22 protein-coding genes and 1 pseudogene are annotated in these 23575 nt (G+C 38.8%); 11 read left to right on the forward strand and 12 right to left on the reverse strand.

Translation table 11 applies throughout. From position 1 onward, the window contains the following. The 6 genes and pseudogenes from AC6F75_RS00515 to AC6F75_RS00540 form a co-directional block, all read right to left on the reverse strand. Positions 1–168, reverse strand: a pseudogene (locus tag AC6F75_RS00515) (lipoyl synthase); the annotation flags it as partial. Positions 169–238: 70 nt separating this feature from the next. Beyond that, the gene (locus AC6F75_RS00520) at positions 239–811 is read right to left on the reverse strand and encodes a sigma-70 family RNA polymerase sigma factor (protein ID WP_500712971.1); all 573 of its coding nucleotides are present in this window, start codon (positions 809–811) and stop codon (positions 239–241) included. After that, on the reverse strand, positions 802–1902 hold the full coding sequence (locus tag AC6F75_RS00525) for a glycosyltransferase (protein ID WP_500712972.1): 1101 nt from the start codon (positions 1900–1902) through the stop codon (positions 802–804). The genes AC6F75_RS00520 and AC6F75_RS00525 overlap by 10 nt, the downstream gene beginning before the upstream one ends. A gap of 16 nt (positions 1903–1918) precedes the next feature. Next, positions 1919–2125 carry a membrane or secreted protein gene (locus tag AC6F75_RS00530; protein WP_500712973.1) on the reverse strand — a complete coding sequence of 69 codons (207 nt, stop codon included), beginning with the start codon at positions 2123–2125 and terminating at the stop codon, positions 1919–1921. A 75-nt stretch (positions 2126–2200) separates the two neighbouring features. Next, positions 2201–3214: a UDP-N-acetylmuramate dehydrogenase gene (gene murB, locus AC6F75_RS00535; protein ID WP_500712974.1), complete on the reverse strand. Its 1014-nt coding sequence runs from the start codon at positions 3212–3214 to the stop codon at positions 2201–2203. Further along, a complete protein-coding gene (locus tag AC6F75_RS00540) occupies positions 3214–4404 on the reverse strand; it encodes a pyridoxal phosphate-dependent aminotransferase (RefSeq protein WP_500712975.1) in 1191 nt (396 codons plus the stop codon). The genes murB and AC6F75_RS00540 overlap by 1 nt, the downstream gene beginning before the upstream one ends. A 186-nt stretch (positions 4405–4590) precedes the next feature. Here AC6F75_RS00540 and AC6F75_RS00545 point away from each other — a divergent pair, with 186 nt between their 5' ends. Continuing rightward, positions 4591–5922: an aspartyl protease family protein gene (locus AC6F75_RS00545; protein ID WP_500712976.1), complete on the forward strand. Its 1332-nt coding sequence runs from the start codon at positions 4591–4593 to the stop codon at positions 5920–5922. A 51-nt stretch (positions 5923–5973) separates the two neighbouring features. On the opposite strand, the gene AC6F75_RS00550 is transcribed toward AC6F75_RS00545, so the two are convergent. Then, positions 5974–6339 carry a DUF1573 domain-containing protein gene (locus tag AC6F75_RS00550; RefSeq protein WP_500712977.1) on the reverse strand — a complete coding sequence of 122 codons (366 nt, stop codon included), beginning with the start codon at positions 6337–6339 and terminating at the stop codon, positions 5974–5976. Between the two features lie 125 nt (positions 6340–6464). Between AC6F75_RS00550 and AC6F75_RS00555 the strand changes: the two genes are divergently transcribed. Beyond that, the gene (locus tag AC6F75_RS00555; RefSeq protein ID WP_500712978.1) at positions 6465–9095 is read left to right on the forward strand and encodes a valine--tRNA ligase; all 2631 of its coding nucleotides are present in this window, start codon (positions 6465–6467) and stop codon (positions 9093–9095) included. 51 nt (positions 9096–9146) lie between these two features. On the opposite strand, the gene AC6F75_RS00560 is transcribed toward AC6F75_RS00555, so the two are convergent. Further along, positions 9147–10793 carry an alpha/beta fold hydrolase gene (locus AC6F75_RS00560; protein WP_500712979.1) on the reverse strand — a complete coding sequence of 549 codons (1647 nt, stop codon included), beginning with the start codon at positions 10791–10793 and terminating at the stop codon, positions 9147–9149. Between the two features lie 115 nt (positions 10794–10908). Continuing rightward, a complete protein-coding gene (pruA, locus tag AC6F75_RS00565; protein ID WP_500712980.1) occupies positions 10909–12534 on the reverse strand; it encodes an L-glutamate gamma-semialdehyde dehydrogenase in 1626 nt (541 codons plus the stop codon). Positions 12535–12659: 125 nt separating this feature from the next. Here pruA and AC6F75_RS00570 point away from each other — a divergent pair, with 125 nt between their 5' ends. After that, positions 12660–13370: an NRDE family protein gene (locus AC6F75_RS00570; RefSeq protein ID WP_500712981.1), complete on the forward strand. Its 711-nt coding sequence runs from the start codon at positions 12660–12662 to the stop codon at positions 13368–13370. Here the strand turns inward: AC6F75_RS00570 and apaG are convergent. The 3 genes from apaG to AC6F75_RS00585 are packed head-to-tail and all read right to left on the reverse strand — an operon-like array spanning position 13367 to position 16209. After that, positions 13367–13753 carry a Co2+/Mg2+ efflux facilitator ApaG/CorD gene (gene apaG, locus AC6F75_RS00575; protein WP_500712982.1) on the reverse strand — a complete coding sequence of 129 codons (387 nt, stop codon included), beginning with the start codon at positions 13751–13753 and terminating at the stop codon, positions 13367–13369. The genes AC6F75_RS00570 and apaG overlap by 4 nt on opposite strands. Before the next feature lie 7 nt (positions 13754–13760). Next, on the reverse strand, positions 13761–14918 hold the full coding sequence (locus tag AC6F75_RS00580) for a DUF3667 domain-containing protein (protein WP_500712983.1): 1158 nt from the start codon (positions 14916–14918) through the stop codon (positions 13761–13763). A 40-nt stretch (positions 14919–14958) separates the two neighbouring features. Next, positions 14959–16209 (reverse strand): type IX secretion system plug protein, encoded by a 1251-nt coding sequence (locus AC6F75_RS00585; protein WP_500712984.1) that lies wholly within the window; start codon positions 16207–16209, stop codon positions 14959–14961. 230 nt (positions 16210–16439) lie between these two features. Here AC6F75_RS00585 and AC6F75_RS00590 point away from each other — a divergent pair, with 230 nt between their 5' ends. From AC6F75_RS00590 to AC6F75_RS00625, 8 genes are all read left to right on the forward strand, one after another. Further along, positions 16440–17792: a Na(+)-translocating NADH-quinone reductase subunit A gene (locus AC6F75_RS00590; RefSeq protein ID WP_500712985.1), complete on the forward strand. Its 1353-nt coding sequence runs from the start codon at positions 16440–16442 to the stop codon at positions 17790–17792. A 3-nt stretch (positions 17793–17795) separates the two neighbouring features. Continuing rightward, positions 17796–19019 (forward strand): NADH:ubiquinone reductase (Na(+)-transporting) subunit B, encoded by a 1224-nt coding sequence (locus AC6F75_RS00595; protein WP_500712986.1) that lies wholly within the window; start codon positions 17796–17798, stop codon positions 19017–19019. 2 nt (positions 19020–19021) lie between these two features. After that, positions 19022–19774, forward strand: a complete 753-nt coding sequence (locus AC6F75_RS00600; protein ID WP_500712987.1) for a Na(+)-translocating NADH-quinone reductase subunit C — start codon at positions 19022–19024, stop codon at positions 19772–19774. 3 nt (positions 19775–19777) lie between these two features. Then, positions 19778–20425, forward strand: a complete 648-nt coding sequence (locus AC6F75_RS00605; protein WP_500712988.1) for an NADH:ubiquinone reductase (Na(+)-transporting) subunit D — start codon at positions 19778–19780, stop codon at positions 20423–20425. Between the two features lie 52 nt (positions 20426–20477). Then, entirely contained in the window at positions 20478–21269 is a 792-nt protein-coding gene (nqrE, locus tag AC6F75_RS00610) for an NADH:ubiquinone reductase (Na(+)-transporting) subunit E (RefSeq protein ID WP_500712989.1), read from the forward strand. A gap of 4 nt (positions 21270–21273) precedes the next feature. Next, complete coding sequence (gene nqrF / locus AC6F75_RS00615) at positions 21274–22581, forward strand: NADH:ubiquinone reductase (Na(+)-transporting) subunit F (RefSeq protein ID WP_500712990.1); 1308 nt, start codon at positions 21274–21276, stop codon at positions 22579–22581. Positions 22582–22956: 375 nt separating this feature from the next. Continuing rightward, positions 22957–23322, forward strand: a complete 366-nt coding sequence (locus AC6F75_RS00620; RefSeq protein WP_500712991.1) for a DUF8840 domain-containing protein — start codon at positions 22957–22959, stop codon at positions 23320–23322. Between the two features lie 10 nt (positions 23323–23332). Beyond that, positions 23333–23575, forward strand: a 243-nt coding sequence (locus AC6F75_RS00625) for an FAD:protein FMN transferase (RefSeq protein ID WP_500712992.1), incomplete at its 3' end; no start/stop codon positions are given.

Raw genomic sequence — 23575 nt, forward strand, 5'->3', positions numbered from 1 at the left:
CCAGCATTCGCCCATATTAGGACAACTGCCCGATGTGCAAATGGTGTGCAAGCTGTATTTGTCAACAAGACTACGAAGCTCGGTGTATTTTTTTCCGGTGGGAAGTTTTACCCTCAGCCACTTGGGTTTTGGGGTTCTTTCGGGAGGGGTTAATATTTCGGTTTCCATAGCAGTTTTATCGGATGCAAATGTACAAAACAATAACGAAAAGTAACACAAATCTGTATCCGGAGATTGTTTATTCAGAGCGGTTTTTTGAAATAATTTCAGCTAAGAGTTTTTTGGAGCGTAAGAGCTTTACTTTTACATTGTTGATGGGTTCGTCCAACTTTTCTGAAATCTCCTTGTAACTCATTTCCTGAAAATACCTCAAATTGATCACCTCCTGATAATGGGGTTTGAGTAATTTAATGAGGCGTAATAACTCTGCCAGATTTTGTTGTGTAATCAGGTTGTCTTCTGGGCTGGGAGAGTCATCCGCGATTTTTTGAACCTGCTGTTGTATGGCTTCAGAATTCTGAACCTGTATGCCCGATTTGTTTTTCCTGATTTTGTCGATGTGGAGGTTTTTTGAAATGGCAATCAACCAGGTGCTGAAGGTATATTCTTCCTTAAAGGTGTTGATTTTATCAAACGCTTTCGCGAAAGTTTCTATGGTAATTTCCTCAGCTTCAAACTCGTTTTTCAGACGGGCAAGTTGAAAGCCGTAAACCTCATTCCAGTATGTATCCAGTAAAAAATTAAAAGCCGCTTGCTTGCCGTGTTTGGCTTGTTGAATCTGCTCCAGGAGTTTTTTTTTGCTTACTTCCAATGTTTGGGCTTTGAGAAAATATTAGAGATAAAGATAGCTATTTGGAAGCAAATAAGCATTATTTCTAAAAATGGGAGCAAATAAACCAAACCGCTTTCGCGAAACTTTTTAAACGTTTTGCCAAAGACAATAAATTGGATCAAAAGCCTTAAAAACATTAGTCCAGCCACCCATTTCCATTGAAGATATACAAAGGCAACTACCGCTCCGACCCAAAACAAAATGTTCATCAGGTAAATAATGCTCAAAAGCAGTTTGTGTGAAATTTTATAGTGAGATGCCGTGGTGAGATGCCTTTTTTTCTGGTTGATATAGCCCTTCCAGGTTTTTTTGGGTTCAGAAATGGTATAACTTTCGGGGGAATCACAAAGTGCCACTTTTGTATGGGATGCTGCCTCGTTGACAAACAAATCGTCATCACCTGAACGAATGTACATATGGCTCATAAAGCCGTTGTTGTCATAAAACAGCTTGGCGGTATATGCCAGGTTGCGGCCCACGCCCATATAAGCCATTCCGGCTTTTGCAAAGCTGAAATATTGTAAGGCAGTCATTACAGTTTCAAAACGGATGAGTTTGTTCAACAAGCCTTCTTTTTTTGCATAAGCGCCATAACCTAAAACGAGTTGTTTTTCCACTGAAAAATGGTCGGCCATTTGCTGAATCCAGAGTCTTGATGCAGGTTTACAATCGGCGTCTGTAAAGAGCAGGTAGTTGTTCTTGGCTTTTTTGATACCCAGGGTGAGGGCATATTTTTTATTGGCCCAAAAGGCTTCGTTGTTTTTTACATCAACAATTTTGATACGCTCATCAGTTGCTGCAAATTCTTCCATAACCTCAAGCGATTCGTCTATGGATGCATCATTGATAAGAATGAGTTCGAAGTTTGGGTACTGCTGTTCAAGCCACAGTGGGATGTGGTTTTTGAGATTTTCAGCTTCGTTTTTGGAACAAATGATTACTGAAACCGGAAACTCAGCAAGTTTGTAGGGCTGATTAGGTTTTGCAAAGGCATATAAGGCGAAAAAAAGGTAAATCAGGCAGTTTATAACAACTACAGTGGCAAATGCAAAGAGCAGGGTTGAAAACATACCGGATTAGTAGAGTTTACTTGGTGTGAACCTCTTCGTTGCAGCTGTCAAATTGATCCGGGGTTTTGCCGCAAAAGCCACAGGCTTCGCCCTCTTTATTTAAAAACGGGCTTTGACTGGCACAGGTTCCGGCAAATTTACCGTCTTTTTTTACCCAGAGTTTAATGGCAATCCCGGCAATGGCCAAACCTAAAAGTACAAGTGTGATTAGGATTAATTTCATGGTTTAACTTTTGCTGCAAAGATAAGAAATTAGCTATGGAAAAGGGGTTAAATTGGGTTTAAAATTTTCTATACTTTACACCACATTCACTTCGGCCTCCAAAGCAATTCCAAACTGTTCCAGCACTTTTTCCTGAATGTTTTTAGAGAGGTTTAAAATCTCAGTTCCTGAGGCATTGCCGTAATTGACCAGTACCAACGCCTGCTTTGAGTGAACACCGGCATCGCCAAAGCGGGCTCCTTTAAAACCGGCTTGTTCTATCAACCAACCTGCAGGAATTTTATAGGTGTTTTCGTTAACCTTATAAAATGGGGCTTCGGGTTGTTTTTTGATAAATCGTGTAAAAGTTTCATTATCCACCACAGGATTTTTAAAAAAACTACCGCTGTTACCCAATTCTTTCGGGTCAGGTAACTTAGACTGCCGGATAGCAATCACTGCTTTTGAAACATCTTGTATGGTGGGTTGGGCCACCTGCATTTTGATAAGTTCGTCCTTAATCGCGCCGTAACCTGTATTTATGTTATGGTCTTTTTTGGTAAGTCGAAAAGTCACACTTGTGATAATGTAATTGCCTTTTTCAGTGGTTTTAAAAATTGAAGTGCGGTAGTCAAAATTACAGTCCTTCAGGTCAAAAGTCTTTGTTTTTCCGGTATGTATGTTTATGGCTTCGCAATTGTGAAAAACATCTTTGAGTTCTACACCATAAGCACCGATATTTTGTATGGGTGCCGTACCCACATTGCCGGGAATGAGCGATAAATTTTCAATACCTCCGAAATTGTTTTTCAGACAATACAACACAAACTCATGCCAGTTTTCGCCTGCCATGGCTTTAATATAAACTGATTCTTCAGTTTCTTCAACAACTTCAATGCCTTTCAGGTTGATGTGAGTCACCAAGTTATCAATGTCTTTGGTAAGCAACATATTGCTACCGCCGCCCAAAATAAATTTCTCGGGGAAACGTGAGTCTTTTAAAACCTCAAATAGCTCTTCAATAGTGTTAACATCTGCAAAATATTTCGCGTAAGCGGTTACACCAAATGTATTGTAATTTTTTAGGTTGATATGCTCTTGAATTAACATTAACTGTTGTATTGTTCCAGTGCTGCTTTCAGGATGTTTACTGCTTTTTGCAGGTTTTCTTTTTTAAGGACATAAGCAATGCGCACCTGGTTTTTTCCTGCTCCGGGAGTCGAGTAAAATCCTGCTGCAGGTGCCACCATTACGGTTTCATTGTCAAGTTGGAACTCTTCCAATAACCACTGGGCAAAAACATCAGCATCTGCAACGGGCAGTTCGGCTATGCAATAAAATGCCCCGCAGGGATTGGCTACTTTTATGTTGGGGATTTTCCGAAGTTCAGAAACCAATAAGTCCCGGCGGTCTTTGTATTCGGCAATAACATCGTCAAAATAGGATTGGGGTGTTTCCAAAGCGGCTTCGCTGGCAATTTGTGCAAATGTGGGCGGACTAAGACGTGCCTGTGCAAACTTCATCGCCGTGGACATTACTTCCTTATTTTTGGAAACAATGCAGCCTATTCGTGCGCCACACATACTGTATCGTTTGGAAACCGAATCAATTACGATAGCGTTTTCTTCAATTCCGTTAACGGAAAGTATGGAGTGGTGAACCAAACCGTCATAGGCAAACTCCCTGTACACCTCATCGGCAATAAGGAACAAATCGTGTTTTTTTACGATAGCTGCCAGTTGGTCAATTTCTTCTTTGGAATACAAATAACCCGTAGGATTTCCCGGGTTGCAAATCAGGATAGCTTTTGTTTTTGGGGTAATCAATTTTTCAAATTCTGAAACCGGGGGCAATCCAAAATTATCTTCTATGGTAGAAATCACCGGTACCACTTTTACGCCGGATGCTATTGCAAAACCGTTGTAGTTGGCATAAAACGGCTCAGGGATGATAATTTCGTCACCTGCATCGGCAATACTTCCCATTGCAAAAAGTAGGGCTTCAGAACCGCCTGTGGTCACAATAATGTCATTATGAGTAATTTCAGGAGAAATGGTTCTATAATATGTTACCAGTTTTTTTCTGTAACTTTCAAAACCGGCTGAATGACTGTATGACAGTACTGAAATATCGTTGTTTTTTATGGCATTGAGAGCTACTTCAGGGGTTTTAATATCGGGTTGGCCAATGTTGAGGTAATAAATTTTTCGGCCTCTTTGCTGCGCCAAATCGGCATAAGGAACTAATTTTCTTATGGGAGACTCGGGCATTGATTTTCCTTTGTTAGAAATGTGTGGCATTTTGTGTGTTTTTAGGATGCAAAGTTGCAAAATTAAATTCAGATTACCTTTTACCTTATATCAAAAAAGAGAGTAGCATAATTTTTGCAATTAAAACAATACAAGTAAGTAAAAAGTGACAGGGTTAAATAATTCTTAATAATGTCACGATTAAATTTAAAATACGTCTAAAGAATAAACAAAAACTTGAAATATAAATTATACATATCCATTTTTATTTTGTTTGTATTTGTACAGAATATAGTATCGGGTCAATCATTTGAACTCCCTAAAAACCGAACAAAGGATAAAATTGACTTCAAGCTCATCAACAATTTGATTTTGATTCCTGTTTTGGTCAATGATGTGCCGCTTAATTTTTTGTTGGATACCGGGTCATCATCTACAGTAATCTTCAGTTTTGAAGAAACCGAAGAAATAGAATTGTTTAACTATACGGTTATTAAAATGCGTGGATTAGGTAAGGGTGAGCCCGTTGACGCATTAAAAAGTGAAGGCAATAACATTCAAATAGGAAGGGCTAAAAGCACTAATCAGACTATTTATGTGGTGTTTGACGGGGCGCTAAACTTTTCTTCACGTCTTGGTCATCCGGTTCACGGGATAATTGGGAGTGATTTCCTAAAAGATTTTATAGTGGAAATTAACAATGTGCGCGAGAGAATCAGATTTTATAAGCCTGAAAATTATAATAAACGAAAATGTCGCAGGTGTGTGGAAAAAGAATTAATTTTTCAGTCAGATAAACCTTATATAACAGCAACTTTTAAAGAAGGCGAAGTTGAGATGGAGGTTAATTTACTTGTCGATTCAGGTTCGGGTGATGGCTTGTGGTTGTTTGAAAATAGTGATGAAAATATAGTAATTCCTGAAAACTCGTTTGATGATTACCTTGGACTTGGCATTAATGGGAATATCTATGGTAAACGCTCCAAAGTTGAAAGCTTCAGCCTGGATCATTTTGAACTTGAAAATGTGAATACATCCTATCCCGATATCGATTTTATGGATGTTTTAAAAGATTTGGGTGACCGTAACGGTAGCCTTGGTGGCGAAATTCTCAAGCGCTTTAACTGGACCATTGATTATACTAACAAACAAATTCAACTAAGAAAAAACAAATATTTCAGAGACCCTTTTCATTACAATATGAGTGGCTTGACGCTACAGCAGGGCGGCTTTGCTTTGGTGAGTGAGCGCAGTGGTGTTAAACCGGATTCCTTTGGTCTCAATCAAAACGAAACACTTTCGGTATTTAACTTAAACTTGAGTACCAATGTTGTTCTAACATTAAAACAATTGTTTGAAGTTGTGGAAATTAGGGAAAATTCACCGGCTGATCTGGCAGGAATTCAGGTGGGTGATGAAATTTTGGAAGTAAACAACAAACCTGCTTACCAGTATACGCTTAACGAAATCAACGAACTTTTTTACTCAAAGGAAGGCAAGACAATCAAAATGAAAATCTCTCGAAATGGAGTGCAACAACAAGTGCGATTTGACCTCAAGGATATGTAATAAAAAAAGTCCCCTAAACAGGGGACTTTGGATTTATCAATATAAATAAGATTATCCTTTTACGTTACCTCTAATGTTCAAGGTTGTAATCGGCTCCTCAGCATTTGAATACACACTGATTGAGCGTCTTATTGGTCCCACACGATTGGTGTCATATTTTACCTCAATGATGTCTGAAGCACCGGGCATAATGGGTCCTGTTGGTTTCTTTGGAATTGTACACCCGCAGGTAGATTTGATGTCCTCAATTACTAGAGGGGCATCACCTGTATTTGTAAATTTGAAAGTTCTTACACCATCAGCACCTTTTTCGATTTCACCATAATCAATGGTTGTTTCTTCAAATGTGATTTTTGCTTGCGATTGAACGGCAAAACTTATTAAGCCTACAACAAGTATTAAAACTAATTTTTTCATAATTTCTAATTTTTAGAACTGCTAATGTAATTACTTTTTGAACTTCAAGCAAATTAATTAATACACTTTTATAATCTTGAAGTAATAACTACTTTTGCATTCTATTTCAAAAATCAGACCAAATAATGTACATCCCTTCCAATTACGATGCAAGTGCCAGTGAAGCCAAGTGGTATGCCTACTGGATGAAAAACAATTATTTTCATTCAGAGCCCAATGAAAAGCAGCCATACACCATTGTAATCCCACCGCCAAACGTCACAGGCGTATTGCACATGGGGCATATGCTCAACAATACCATTCAGGATGTATTGATTAGAAGGGCACGTTTAAAAGGGTTTAACGCTTGTTGGGTTTCCGGTACAGATCACGCTTCTATAGCTACTGAAGCCAAAGTGGTTGCCAAACTTAAAAGCGAAGGTATAAATAAAGCTGATTTAACCCGTGAAGAATTTTTAAAACACGCCTGGGAGTGGACCGACAAACACGGGGGCATTATCCTTGAACAGCTCAAAAAACTGGGCTGCTCCTGCGACTGGGACCGTGCCAAGTTTACCCTCGATGAAGATATGTCTGCTTCAGTCATCAAATCGTTTGTTGATTTGTATAATAAAGGATTGATTTACAGGGGTTATCGTATGGTCAATTGGGACCCCGAAGCACAAACCACCCTCTCAGACGAGGAAGTGATTTTTGAAGAGCAACAAGGCAAGTTGTACTATATAAAATATAAGATTGAAGGAAGTGATGACTCTTTGACTATTGCCACCACCCGTCCGGAAACTATCTTAGGAGATACAGCCATCTGTATTAACCCCAATGATGAACGATTTACCCACCTAAAAGGCAAGAAAGCAATTGTACCTATTGCAAACAGGGTAATCCCTATTATTGAAGATGAATACGTAGATATGGAATTTGGCACCGGATGTTTAAAAGTAACACCGGCTCACGATGAAAACGACAAGACTTTAGGCGATAAACACAATCTTGAAATTGTTGACATTTTAAACCCCAACGGAACTTTAAATTCATTTGGTCTGCATTATGAAGGCAAAGACCGTTTTGATGTAAGAAAATTAATAATAAAAGAGCTTGATGAAAAAGGTCATCTACTTAAAGTGGAAGACCATATCAACAAAGTAGGAACCAGTGAACGCACAAAAGCTGTCATTGAACCCCGTTTAAGCGACCAGTGGTTTTTAAAAATGGAAGACCTGGTTAAGCCGGCCATCAAAGCAGTTCTTGAAACAGGGGAAGTGAAGCTGTTTCCCAAAAAATTTGACAATACTTACCGCCATTGGATGGAAAACATTCGCGACTGGAACATTTCAAGACAATTATGGTGGGGGCAGCAAATCCCGGCTTTCTATTTTGGTGACGGAAAAGAAGATTTTGTTGTTGCAGAAACCAAAGAAGAAGCCCTTTCGCTTGCGCGAAAAAAATCAGGCAAACCAAACCTTTCCGAAAATGATTTAACTCAAGACTCTGACGCATTAGATACTTGGTTTTCTTCCTGGTTGTGGCCAATGAGTGTTTTCGGAGGAATTCTCGATCCTGAAAACGAAGAATTCAAATATTACTATCCCACCAACGATTTGGTTACAGGACCCGATATCCTGTTTTTTTGGGTCGCACGAATGATAATCGCCGGCTATGAATTCACTGGAAAACGCCCATTTGAAAACGTCTATCTCACAGGGCTGGTAAGAGACAAACAACGCCGAAAAATGTCGAAATCGCTAGGCAATTCACCCGATGCATTGGGATTGATTGACAAATACGGAGCAGATGGAGTTAGAGTCGGATTGTTACTGAGCGCTTCTGCAGGAAATGACTTGATGTTTGACGAGCAATTGTGTAATCAGGGAAAGGCTTTTTCAAATAAAATATGGAATGCTTTTCGTTTAGTTAAAGGTTGGGAAGTGGCAGACATTCCACAACCTGAATATGCCCAAAAAGCCTTGGAGTGGTACAACTCCAAACTGCAAAGTACACTAGTGGAAATTGAAGACCACTATAGTAAATACAGAATAAGCGATGCACTGATGTCGACTTACAAGCTGGTTTGGGATGATTTTTGTTCCTGGTTACTTGAAATGGTTAAACCGGCTTTTGGTGAGCCTATTGACAGTAAAACATTTAACGGAGTTATTGAAGCCCTTGAAAATAATTTAAGGCTGCTTCACCCTTTTATGCCGTTTTTGACAGAAGAAATCTGGCAAAGCATTTCTGAAAGAACTCCCGAAGAAGCATTGATTGTAAGTGCTTGGCCGGAAATGAAGTCATTTGATTCTGCAATGATTTCAGATTTTGAACTGGTAACTGAGGTAATTTCAGGAATCAGAACCATCAGGAAAGAAAAGAATATACCATTTAAGGATGCAATTTCTCTTTCAGTTTTAAATGGCGAAAATTTCACCAAAGAGTTTGATGCTATTATTATTAAACTTGGGAATATTGACTCCTTGACTTACGTGGATGGCAAAGTGAACGGTGCTTTGAGTTTCAGGGTAAAATCCAATGAATATTTTATTCCTATTTCCGGAGTGGTAAATGTGGAGGAAGAAATTAAAAAACTCACTGAAGAACTCAAATATACCGAAGGCTTTTTAAGGTCAGTACAGGGGAAATTGTCCAACGAGCGTTTTGTCAACAATGCACCCGGGGCGGTGATTGCTTCCGAAAGAAAAAAAGAAGCCGATGCTTTAGCTAAAATTAATACCCTAAAGGAAAGTATCTCCGGATTGCAATAACAGAAAAAGCCCAATATGTTCGGGCTTTTTCATTCAAAATTGACGGGGGCGTTAGCGCACCACAAATTTAATTATTTGATTCCCGCTTGGGTTTGATACAGAAAGGATGTACAATCCTGTACTTGCTTTTAAATCAATTTCAGTTCTATTTTGCAGGTGGATGTTGTTTTCCTTATAAACAACTTTCCCTGTCATATCGGTAATTGTAATGTCGGCATCATTCGCATTCCCTAAAAGCACTAATTTGTCACTCACAGGGTTTTTCTCAATCTTAAGTGTTGCGGTATTCCAGTCTGAAACAGACAAAAGTTCTGGAAACATTTCATACCTGGCAAAATTGGCATTGTCAGGAGTTAAAGTTATGTGTTGCTCGTTGCTAACCGGCAGGTAATAGGCGTCAAAAACAGTTACATCGCTTGGTGTTACATTGGCATACCAATTATTTGTTGATGTTACAGCCATTGAACTAAGCGTGGGCACAAAATCAAAAACATCAATATTGAGGTTAGCTAAAAACTCAAGAATTACGGGGTTGTTGCCTGCTCCTGCTAAAATTTCTGCGATGTCAATTTGACCACCGGGTGCACTGTCAAGGCCTGCTGTAAATGAAGGGGACATTGCAAAGGCTTCACTTTGATCAACAGTTGCCCACGTGAAAATAAAAATTTGGCTTCTAATTCTGCTTACTCTTATGGTTTGTGAAGCCGGAGGAGTAAAATACAATTCTACTAAAACTCTGGTGGTTCCTCCCGGGCCATTGGGATAATATGTCCAGTCAACGACGTTCATTCCGGGTGTACCGGTGGTTTCACCTAATCCGCTTCCATTTGAAATTGAAATATTCCTTGTGTTTTGAGGATAGCCCATAGCGTTGAGTTCATTTTGAAATGCATCCCTAAAATTGGGTGCACCTGTGGGCAAAACGATTGTAGGGTCAAACTCTGTTGGACTTCCGGGAAGTAAATGACCGTCCAGATGGTCGATTAGCATTTGTTTTGCTGCGGGATTTCTAAGTAAACCGTCAACAAGTTCTTGAAAAGTCACGTCTCCGGAAGGACCATAGGCAATATAGTTCATTAAATGTTGAAAACCAATGGGTATATTGGCACCCAGGTGAGGTGAATCAAATGAAAGCCATAATCTGGTTTCGTGGTCAATATTGTTTTGCTCCATATACCTTAAAGCATAGCGTGAAACGAGTCCACCCATACTTGGGCCAATGATGATCAGTTCTTCATTTCCCACTTTTTGTGCATTGATTTGATTGATGAGTTCCACCAATACAAAGGCATTCCGTTGAATAAAATCTGCACCACCGTCAACTATTTCGTTGTTACTTCTGGTGTATGTTGGAAAGTTCAAAACAACCACATCATAACCCAAATCACGGGCTTCATCAGCAATGCTTTGAGTGCCGTTGTTGTAACTCATTAATTGGTAAACCATATTTATGTCACGAGTGTCCCCCGGATCAAAACCGTCAATCAGGATAATAGGCTTGTCAAGTACACCATTTACATTGTCAAGAAATATCTGATATTCGCCCTGACCGATGTATGCCTGAGACTCTCCGTGTCCCTGATAAGCAATGGTTGACTCAATGATTTGAACCTGACCGGCATTTTTTTGATTGTTTCCGCTTTGCGAAAAACCAAAAAAAGGAAAGAGAATGAGAAGCAACAAGTAATTTCTTTTCATAGGGAAAAGTTTTTTAATTGTTCCGAATATAAAAATAAAAAATGGTATTTCAATTTGTAACAAAAAAAAAGCCTGACTTTGAAGGTCAGGCTTGGTAAAAATAACTTGTTTTATTTTAATCTAAAAACGGATAACGATAATCAACAGGAGAAACAAAGGTTTCCTTCACCATTCTGGGAGAAACCCATCGCAGTAAGTTTAATTTTGAACCTGCTTTATCATTTGTTCCAGAAGCACGCGCACCTCCAAAAGGCTGCTGACCCACAACAGCTCCCGTGGGCTTATCATTGATGTAGAAATTGCCGGCAGCATTTTCAAGTATTTCCATAGCTTGTTGAAGTGCATAGCGGTCTTCGCTGAAAACGGCTCCTGTCAGTGCATATTCCGATGTGCCGTCAACAAGTTTTAACGTTTCCTCCCATTTATTATCTTCATAAAGATATACCGTCATAACGGGGCCAAACAACTCGGTACACATTGTGGTGTATTTTGGATCTTCGGTGAGGATTACTGTGGGTTCAATAAAGTATCCTTTAGATTTGTCATAATTACCACCCACAACAATTTCTGCATTTTTGTCTTTCTTGGCCTGGTCGATATAGCTTGCCAGCTTGTCAAATGAACCCTTATGAATTACTGCTGTTATGAAATTGCTCATATCCTCCGGTGATCCCATTTTAAATGATTTTACATCTTTTACAACTTGCTCTTTTACTGCAGGCCATAAACTTTTAGGGATATAGCTTCTTGAAGCTGCAGAACATTTTTGGCCTTGAAACTCAAAAGCACCTCTTGAAATGGCAGTTGCAATCTGAATAGGGTCTGAAGATTTGTGTGCTACGATAAAATCTTTACCGCCTGTCTCACCTACTATGCGTGGATAGGTTTTGTAGTTATTGATGTTGTTGCCTATTTGTTTCCAAAGGATTTTAAATACATCAGTCGAGCCTGTAAAATGTAAGCCTGAAAAATCAGGACTGTTCAAAATGGTGTCTGTAATCATCACAGGATCACCCATAACTACATTAATAACACCATCAGGCACTCCGGCTTCTTTAAACACATCCATAATCACTTTAGCAGAATACACCTGACTGTCACTGGGTTTCCAAATGGCCACATTGCCCATCAAAGCAGCACTTGCAGGTAAATTTCCGGCTATTGCCGTAAAGTTAAAAGGAGTAATGGCATAGATAAAACCTTCCAGTGGGCGGTATTCCAAACGGTTCCAGGCTCCTGAAGTGGATTCAGGTTGTTCAGCATAGATTTCGGTCATATACTGTACATTGAACCTTAAAAAGTCGATTAACTCACAAGCTGCGTCAATTTCTGCCTGATAGATGTTTTTGGATTGACCCAGCATAGTTGCAGCATTGATTTTGGCCCTGTATGGCCCGGCAATAAGTTCTGCGGCTCTTAAAAAGATGCCCGCACGGTTTTGCCAAGGCATTTTTGCCCAGCTTTTTCTGGCTTCAAGAGCTGTGTCAATCGCTACCTGAACGTGTTTTTTCTTAGCTTTATGGTAAGTGCCCAAAATGTGTTTGTGGTCGTGTGGTGGTGACATCGTTGAGGTGTCACCTGTGTGCACTTCTTTACCGTTGATATATAAAGGCACTTCAATAGTGCTGTTGTACATGCTTTTGTAAGTTTTTAAAACTTCTTCTCTTTCAGGAGTTCCGGGAGCATAGCTTTTTACAGGTTCATTAACTGCGATAGGAACTTTAAAAAATCCGTTTGCCATAGTATTTTTTCTTTAATTTTTAATTGACTGCGAAGGTACAAATTTTAGAAGAGACTCTTGAAAAATGACTTTAATTCTTGGTCAAAATTTTGTAAGTTGTTCTGCAAAAATAGAACTCATAGTTTATGTGTACAGTAACATTTGTTTCAAAGGAAAACGGTGATTTTATACTCACCTCAAACCGGGATGAACTTCAGCAGCGAAAAACGATTCCGCCTGAGGTGGTTTTTGAAAGCAATACAAATTTACTCTACCCAAAAGATGCCATTGCCGGCGGAACCTGGATTGGTGTTAGCGATAAAAAACGGGCAATCAATTTGCTAAACGGTGCTTTTCAGCCCCACGAGCGAAAAACTCCTTATCGCCTGAGCAGGGGAGTGGTAGTTAAAGATTTGCTGGTAGCCGAAGATGTAATTGAAGCAATACAAAAATTTGATTTTAAAGGGGTGGAGCCGTTTACAATAATTTTAGTGGAATGGAGCGAGAGCCTAAAACTTTATACTTTAGTTTGGGATGAAAAGCAAAAGCATTTTGATTCCCTTTCGCCGGATTTTTATATCTGGAGTTCCTCACCGTTGTATTCGGCTTCGATGAAGGCGTTTAGAGAAAGATGGTTCAAAGATTTTTTAAAGTCAAATTCGGCTGATGAGAAATCGTTGCTTCAATTTCACCAAACCGCAGGCGAGGGAGATAAAAGCACTAATTTGATTATGAATCGCGGATTCATAAAAACGGTAAGTATCACCCAATTAGTTAAAAAACAAGACACAGTATCGATGCTGTACAAAGATCTGCAAACCGGAAAGGAAACCTTTAAAGGGCTATCTTCAAATTAGTTCATAGCAAAAGGTGCACAAAGTTTAAATGTAGGCACTTTCACTTTAAATTTACGAGTAGTGGTGAGGTTAACCATATTGTAATAGCCGCGCATAGCACCAAAAGGAGAGAGTAATAAGCATCCGGAAGCATAGGTATGAGAGTCACCGGGTTTAATCACCGGTTTTTTTCCAACAACACCTTCGCCGGTAACCACTTCGTCGTTATTGAGGGAGTCTTTAATTTTCCAGTAACGCGAGTTTAATTGTACAGAATCCTTTCCCTGGTTTTCTATGGTAATTTGATATCTGAAGGCATAATTGATACTGTACTCCTTGGTGAAGGTGCCTTCAAAATGAGTTTCGACAGAGATTTTAATTCCTTTTGTAACCTGTTGTACCATACTTTTTTTAATACAGCGAGAAAGACAATAATGCATAGCCAATTGCTGCAAACGTAGCTAAGATAGTAAATAAACTGTTTAAAATCATAAATTTAACTATTGTTTTGAATCTTCCCTGTTCGTAAAATTTACGCATAGCTTTGTACAAATAAAATCCAAAAACAAACAAAGCTGAGGTTGTAAATAAGGAAGTAACCAAAACAGAGTCAAAAATTTCAGAAAAAATAAGCAGAACAAAAAGCATACTTTGCACGTGGAAAGCAAAAACCAAATGCTCCATATAAGTGTACTTGTTTTTCCTGATATAGATGAGTTTAATAAACAAGGCAAAAATGGGCATAAAGAGGAAGATGACAACCGGCAGCTTTGAAATAAAATAGTTGTATGCTACATCAGGGTTTTCTTTAAAAAAATTGTAGTCAATCACTTTTTTATACAACCACCTGTTGTAAGCATTGTTGTTGTGCCCGATTTGATGCAAGGCTTCGTGGGGTTTTATGGTATTGTTTTTGGAATAAAAATCGTTGTAAATACGAGATTTTTTATACAAACGCTCGCCACGGCTTATGGTATCCAATTCAGCTTCAGAGTGATAAATCACCTCATTCTTAAATTTTCTTAAATTTTGTGTATTTAAATTCGCCAAAGCACTGTCTGGCAATTTGACATTACTTTCCTTTAGTGCATCCTCAACAATTTTGGCAGTAGCTTCGTCGTCAAATGTTTTGATGTTTGAAGGTAGTGTGCTCTTTTGTATTTCTTCATGGTAGGTCTTGGTGTATTCAGTGACTTTGCTTATTAGACCGCTTAATAAAAAGAAAACAATACTCACGCTCAAATAAAACCTGAACGGGTTGGCATAACGCATTCTTCTTCCTTCCACATATTCTTTTGAAATTTTACCCGGTCTGAACAGCAAAACCCTTAGGGTGAGCATTATTCTGCTGTCGTATGCAAAAATACTCCCAAAAAACTCGTTGAACAAATCTTTAAAATGAAGTTTTTTAGTGGAGTTTAGTTGGGAGCAATTAGGACAAAACCGCTCACTTTTGTCAAGTTTTTGATTGCAGTTCAGGCAAATTTCGCCCCGGTATTTCAGGGATTTTCTGCCCCTTTCCTGTGAGGGTAAAATATTGGCAAAGAAAACTGATAATCTGTCAAGCATGAATATGAAACTTTTTGTCTCTCTGAACTTAAAAAATCACCTAATGATTGGTAATATTTATAGAGTTGTTGCTGCCCACACCTACAATTCGATCATACCTGCCTCCCAAGTCTCTGTAATAAACAACAACCGTATAGTCATTTTCTGTTTGGTCAAAGTTGCCTGAAATAGCGCCTATGTCCACATTGCCATTTTGGTCTTTAATCACATATTTATAGTTGTAAAAACCTTGTTTCAACAAATACCTTAAGCGATAAACATCATTATTGCTGTCATATATAAGACGGGTTGAATCGTCAAGCGTATAGTTGTTAAAGTTGCCGTATAAATGAATTTCATCACCATCCTTTAAATTGTCAATATACTGAAGTGCAAAATGCATCCATACATATTCGGCTTCAATGCTTGAATTCTGAACACGTTGATTTCTAATCACAAAATTTCCATTAATATCAGGATTGTATGTGTATGGTCTGTTTTTTCTTGAAACATTGGTATAGAGGTAATTGATAAAAGTGTCTTCAAGTTCAACTCTTCTAATGCCTGAGGATGTGCCCCTAACATCGCTGTTGTCAAAATTAAAAAATTCGTTTCCTGCCCAGAAGGATGCCTCCAGATCATACCTGTATATAAGCTCATTTCCTAAGGTGTACTGAGGCTTTAAATCAGTGATGGCGGTTTTTAAGTTACTGTTTTGAAGCACCAATGTTTTGACATTTTGATTGGGATTGATGAAATTTGTACTTGGCGAATTGATGCTAAAATGCACTACCTGTTTGCTGTTAATGAAATTGTGGTTACGTGTTCTTTTGATTTCCACTCCCACATTGGCAATTTCTTCATACACCATAAATTTTCTGGAAAATATCAGATTGTTTCTGTCGTCAAAAATGCTGAGAAGATAGTTACCACTTTTGGTAATTCTTCGCGTATCCCTGTTTGGGATGGTCAATACATAATGTGAATACATCACCAAAGTATTAAACGAATTATCATAATAATCGATGCGCACATCATCAAAACCGTTTAGGTATTCACTTTTGGCCAGACCTGAAGGGGTCCAGTCAAAATTGTAATGATCAATTCTGTAATAATAATCCATCTCATCGCCCACCAAGTCATCAAACGCAAGTTGAAAGCGCTCACCAAGTTTTAATATGGGTAATTGGGCTTGGGGCGTATTGCCTCTAAATTCAACAGTTTTAATATAATTAGGAGGAGGTGTTTCTTTAACCTGACTGTTGGCGCAAATGCTAAAGGTTAAAATAAACAGTGATAAAAATAGTTTCATTATGGTACTTTCTGAATTTGAATCTTTCGAAGGTAAATATAAACATTTTTTTTTCGCAGGTTATTATATGACAGGGTTTTGATTTTAATTATTTAGAATAATTATAAATAGCAATTTTCATCGATTTTAGCTTTAGAAATACGTGCCGAAATTTGTAAATTTGCGCTCTTTAAAACAGGTGTTTATCCTTTTTAAAAACTTTATAAAGAAAACTTTAATACTACAATCCTATGTCCAAAGACATTAGAATTAAAAAGGGGCTTGACATTCGTCTGGTAGGTGAGCCCGATAAAGCACTTACAAACGCCCCAAGATCCCGCACTTTTGTTGTAATACCTTCTGATTTTCATTTAATCACTCCCAAAATGGTTGTGAAAGAAGGCGCAAAGCTAAAAGCCGGAGATGATCTTTTCTATCATCGTGAAAACGAATCCGTACGCATTGTCTCTCCTGTAAGTGGAACGCTTACAGAAATCAAAAGAGGTGCCAAAAGGGTCATCACACATTTAGTTATTACTGCTGATGCTGAAGATCAATATCGTGATTTTGGCAAGACTGATGTAGCTAATGTATCAGCAGACCAAATCAAATCGCGTTTGCTGGAGTCAGGTTGTTGGGCATTTATCAAGCAAAGACCCTATGATGTTATAGCAAATCCTGACAAATCACCCAAGGCTATTTTTATTTCTGCACACGCCAGTGCGCCCTTGGTAGCAGATTATGACTTTACCCTTAACGGAAAAGAAAAAGAATTGCAGGCTGCAATCAACGCTTTGTCAAAAATGACTGCTGTACCAATTCATGTGGGAGTGGGAGCCAACAGTGTTTCGCCAATTGAAAACCTTAATGGCATTACCCTTCACAAAGTTTCCGGGCCGCATCCTTCAGGAAATGTAGGTACTTTAATCAATAGGGTTGATCCGGTTAACAAAGGTGAAATTGTCTGGACGGTAACGCCACAGGATTTAGTGATTATTGGAGAGTTACTCCTAACCGGTAAATTCAATACAGAGCGTCTTGTAGCACTTTCGGGCTCCTCTCTTGAGAATCCAAAATACTACAGAACCAAAGCATGCGCTGAAGTTTCTACTATGGTTTATGATTCAGGGTTGAATGAAGACAATGTAAGAATCATCAGTGGCGGTGTATTGACAGGCAAAAAAGTAGAAGCAGACGGACATTTGGGATATTACGACAACACAATATCGGTGATTCCGGAAGGTGATGACTATGAGTTTTTTGGTTGGAACAAACCGATGTTCAATAAAATTTCGATTACAAGAGCACTTACTTTTTCGTGGTTAACACCCAATAAAAAATATGTTCTTGATACAAATACAAATGGCGAGCACAGAGCATTTGTACAAACCGGCTTGTATGAACAAGTGTTTCCGCTTGACATATACCCGATGCAAATATTAAAAGCCTGTATGGTTGAAGATCTGGATGCTATGGAAGAGATGGGTATGTATGAATTGGCTCCGGAAGATTTTGCGCTCACAGAATTTGTGTGTGTGTCAAAACAACCACATCAGGAAATCATTAGAAAAGGTTTGGATCTTATGTACAAAGAAATAGGATAAGCTATGAGTTTGAAGAAAAAATTACACGATTTAAAAATGAAGTACAAAGGCACCAAAATGGCGCCTGCATTCAATGCAATTCACACATTTTTGTACTTACCCAATGAAACCACACATTCAGGAAGCCATATTCGTGCGGCTGATGATTTAAAGCGCACAATGAACACTGTGATTATGGCACTTGTTCCCTGTTTGATTTTTGGTATTTTCAACACCGGATATCAACACTACTCTGCTGTAAACGGATTCCCTGAAACGTTCTCGCTTTTTGAGCACTTTATCAACTGGGACAACTTCATCATGGGAGCAATGACCGTGCTTCCCCTGGTGATTATTTCCTATGCTGTCGGTTTGGGTGTTGAATTTATTTTTGCCATTATCAAAGGACATGAGGTTGAAGAAGGATATCTGGTAACAGGTATGCTTGTACCGTTGATTATTCCTGTTGACACGCCACTATGGATGCTTACAATAGCAATAATTTTTGGTGTGGTAATAGGAAAAGAGGTATTTGGCGGTACGGGGATGAATATCTTAAACCCTGCATTAACCATTCGTGCATTTCTTTTCTTTGCATACCCCACCTGGATGACAGGAGACAAAGTTTGGGTACACGGCGCAGTTGAACGCGACCAGCAAATTGCTGCGGGAGCAACAGATGTAAGTGCCATTTCCGGAGAGACAATACTAGGAAGCTATGCTCAAAATCATGAAGTTGTTTTTAGTTTAAGTGATATGTTTTATGGGTTTATTCCCGGTTCAATTGGTGAAACATCTACCTTGCTCATATTAATAGGGGGTTTATTCCTTCTGTTTACTAAGGTTGCAAGCTGGAGGATAATGTTAAGTTCTGTTATTGGTGCTCTGGCTATGGGCTTAATCTTCAACCTGGTGGTTGCCGCTGGCATCATTACAGAATCCAGTAATTTCTTTGGATTAATGAGTGTGTCCTTTTGGGAACACCTAATCATTGGAGGCCTTGCCTTTGGAATTGTATATATGGCCACTGACCCTGTAACCGGTTCACAAACCAATAAAGGTAAATGGATATACGGATTCTTTATTGGGTTTATTTCAGTTATGATTCGGGTGTTTAACCCGGCTTATCCGGAGGGTGTATTCCTTGCGATTTTATTGATGAACGTATTTGCGCCTACCATTGACCATTATGTAATCAAAGGAAACATCAAAAGAAGAATGAAACGTTTAAAAGTTAAAACTGCATAATCATGGCCAGAAAAACAGATAACAATATTTATACTGTCGTATTTTCCGTTGTAATGGTAATAGTTGTTGGAACATTATTGGCATTTCTTGCATCGTCATTAAAACCAAGAATTATTGAAAACCAGCGTTTTGAAAAGCAACAAAATATCTTGTATGCTATGGGTGTTCATAACAATGAGGGAGCTAACGATGTACAATTCATAACCACAGATGTTGTGGGAGAGGTATTTGACCAATATGTAACCAAACAGTACTATGTGCAAGGCGATGAAATCATTGAAGACCACGAGGCATACCTTATTGACCTTGCCAGAGAAGAAGCTTTGACAAGAAATCCTGACTATCAAAAAAGACTTCCCATTTTTGTGGGAGAAAAAGACGGAAAGACCTTCTACATCGTTCCCGTTCTCGGAAAAGGACTTTGGGATGCCATTTGGGGCTTTGTAGCACTGGATAAAGATTTGGTTGTACAGGGAGTGTATTTTGACCACAAGGCAGAAACCCCGGGCCTGGGCGCAAACATCAAGGAACGTTTCTTTATGGACAAATTCAAAGGAGAACATATTTTTGATGGTCAAGGAAACTTTTCCGGCATAGATGTAGCCAAAGGAAATAATGACCCCGCCAATGTCAGGAAAACTGACAATAAGGTGGATGCCATTGCCGGTTCAACGATTACCGGTAACGGTGTTACAGCGATGTTGAGAAACTACCTGAGAACCTATATACCTTATATTCAACAATTAAAACAATAAGCAATGGGATTATTATCTAAAAAAGACAGAGCATTAATATTAGACCCGTTAACAGATAACAACCCGATTACCATTCAGGTTCTGGGAATTTGTTCAGCACTGGCTATTACAGCCCAGTTGAAGGCTTCCATTGTAATGGCGCTTTCTGTATTATTTGTAATGGGTGTGGGTAACGTAGTGATTTCGCTACTGCGAAATATGATACCCTCTAAAATCAGGATTATCGTTCAACTTATTGTTGTGGCAACACTGGTAATAGTGGTTGATCAGGTACTAAAAGCTTTTGCCTATGAATTGAGCAAACAACTATCGGTTTTTATCGGACTGATAATTACAAACTGTATCATTATGGGACGTTTTGAAGCCTTTGCATTAGGGAACGGTGTTTATCGCTCGTTCCTTGACGGAATTGGTAACGCCTTGGGTTATGGAGTAATACTTATCATTGTAGGATTTTTCAGGGAACTTTTTGGTTCAGGAACACTTTTAGGAATCCAAATATTGGGTGACCCAATCGCGAAAACAGGACTTTATGCTTTTGGCTATGAGGACAATGGATTTATGTTGCTTTCACCTATGGCACTTATAGTGGTTGGTATTATCATTTGGGTGCAACGTACAAGAAGCCCGCACTTAGTAGAAGAAAATTAAAAAAAAACAGTTGATATAAGTTATCCTAAACGGTGACTAAATACATAAGAATATGGAGCATTTAGAATTATTTTTTAAATCAATTTTTATAGATAATATGGTATTTGCCACATTCTTGGGAATGTGTTCATACCTGGCAGTTTCTAAAAAAGTGACCACAGCTGTTGGTCTTGGTGCCGCGGTAATCTTTGTACTGGGTATTACGGTTCCGTTAAACTGGTTGTTGGATCAATACATCTTACGTGATGGTGCTTTGGAATGGTTGGGCCCTGAGTATGCTTCATTTGATTTGAGCTTCCTGTCATTCATCATGTTTATCGCCACCATTGCAACTATGGTTCAGCTGGTGGAAATTGTGGTTGAAAAATTCGCCCCGGCCTTGTATAACTCACTGGGTATTTTCCTTCCGCTTATTGCTGTAAACTGCGCGATTCTGGGGGGCTCTTTGTTTATGCAGTCACGTCAGATAGCCACTATCGATTTGGCACTTAATTATGGGGTGAGTTCAGGTATTGGGTTTTTCCTTGCTATTTTGACCATTGCCGCTATACGCGAAAAAATACGTTACTCAAATGTGCCTCCTGCCCTTAGAGGATTAGGAATTACATTCATCATCACCGGTCTAATGGCCATAGGATTTATGAGTTTTGGTGGAATGTTAACCGGAGGTGACGATGGAGGTTCAGGCGATGCTGCCCAGGTGTTGCAATTGTCTTCAGATTCAAATACTGAGTATAGTGAAGACAGTGCAGCAGGTTATGAAAGTCCTGAAAGTTCAGATGAAACCTCTGATGAAACCTCTGATGATGTAAACGAAGAAACCCCTCAAGAAGAAACAAATTAGTATTATGATATTAGCAGCAAGTACATTAGGTGTTATTATTGCAACAGTTGTAGCATTTTTAGTATTGGTATTACTTTTAGTGAGCCTACTGATTTTTGTAAAAGAAAAACTATCCCCGTCAGGACCGGTTAAAATTACCATTAATGGCGAAAAAGTATTGGAAGTAGATTCCGGTAATACATTGTTGACAACGTTAAGTTCAGAAAAAATATTTTTACCATCGGCTTGTGGTGGTGGTGGAACCTGCATTCAATGTGAGTGCCACGTCCTTGAAGGCGGCGGTGAAGCACTTCCCACAGAAACGCCACACTTTTCAAGAAAAGAATTAAAAGAAGGCATGAGACTTTCCTGTCAGGTAAAAGTTAAACAGGATATGGTCATCACTATTCCTGAAGAAGTGTTTGGTATTAAAAAATGGGAAGCCGTGGTTACCCGTAACTATAACGTTGCCTCTTTTATCAAGGAGTTTGTTGTAGAAATTCCTGAAGATATGAATTACAAAGCAGGGGGTTATATTCAGATTGAAATCCCACCTTGTGAAATAAAATATTCTGACATCGATATTACAGCACATCCCGAGGAACATGATAAACCTGATAAATTTCAGGATGAATGGGACAAATTCAAGCTTTGGCCATTAGTTATGAAAAACACAGAAACCGTGGAGCGTGCCTACTCAATGGCTTCTTACCCGGCCGAGGGACGTGAAATTATGTTGAACGTGCGTATTGCCACTCCACCGTGGGACAGGGCTAAAAACACCTGGATGAATGTAAACCCGGGTATTGCTTCTACTTACATCTTTGCTCAAAAACCGGGTGATAAAGTTGTTATTTCAGGACCATATGGTGAATTCTTTATTAACGAAAGTGAAGCCGAAATGCTTTATGTGGGTGGAGGTGCCGGTATGGCCCCGATGCGCTCACACCTGTATCACCTATTCCGCACTTTGAAAACCGGAAGAAAAGTAACTTACTGGTATGGTGGACGTTCAAAAAGAGAATTGTTCTACGTTGGCCACTTTAAAAACCTGGAGAAAGACTTCCCTAACTTCAAATTTTATATGGCACTTTCTGAGCCCATGGAAGAAGACAACTGGAAAGTAAAAGACGGTATCGACGGTGAAGGCGACGGATTTATTGGATTTATCCACCAGGTGGTAATCGACAATTACCTGAGCAAACACGAAGAGCCGGAAGAAATAGAATTGTATTTCTGCGGACCACCGTTAATGAACCAGGCTGTTCAAAAAATGGGTGAAGACTTCGGTATTCCCGATGAAAATATCCGCTTTGATGACTTTGGGGGATAAACTTCAATTAGATAAAATTAAAAAAAACCGATACTTTTAAAGTGTCGGTTTTTTTATGAGGAAAATTTTGTAGTTTTATAAAACACGATTTATTTATGCCTTTTATTTAGAATTGTTAGAAGATTAATTATTTTGATGAAAAAGTTTATGATAGAACAAATTTTAGAAGACAGCTTTTTCTATGGTATCATAATTATTCTGATATCAATTTTATTGTTGGTATTGCGAATCCACTTCAAAGAACCATCCAAGATGAAGAATCACAGTGCTGCATCATGGTTAAGTTATGTTAGTTCTTGGGCTTTTATTATTATGCTTTTTATATTTGGTATCGCATTATTATTAAATTAATTTTGCAACAGCAAACAAAGGATAATGTCACTACCCCTCACAGAACAAGAACTCCACAACCTGGCGATGAATATCGTGGGCAAAGACCTTGAAGAGCAGGGCTTTGAATTTATGGGGGTCAATTCAGATTTAAAAAAGAATCCACAATTTGTGGCGTTGAAAGAAAAAACGCTTCATTTTGTCATAGTAAGGGCCATTACTTATCCTGATCCCGTTCAGGAATATGACCAGGCTTTTATGAAAAAAATAAAAGAACACGCCGATAAATTTGAGGCCAAAACCTATTATGCAGGCGTGGGTCTCGGTCACGGTAGCAACTACCAACAGCCCATCGTAAAAGATGAAGATTACAGCGTGATTTATCACGGCCTACGGGAAATCACTTTTTAAAATATTAAAAATGAAAAAATTAATTGCAGTTTTTGCCATCCTCCTTTTTATATCCTGCAAGTCAGATAGAAATGAGGTACACATTATCCAAAACGTTGGCGAAGCCTTTGGTACCACATACAATATTCAGTATGAAAGTAGAACAGACTATCACGAGCAGTTAAAAAAAATATTTGATGTCGTGAATCAATCGATGTCAACTTATATACCAGATTCAGATATTTCCAGAATCAATAGAGGAGATACCACTGTT

The sequence above is a fragment of the Planktosalinus sp. genome, from assembly GCF_059864935.1.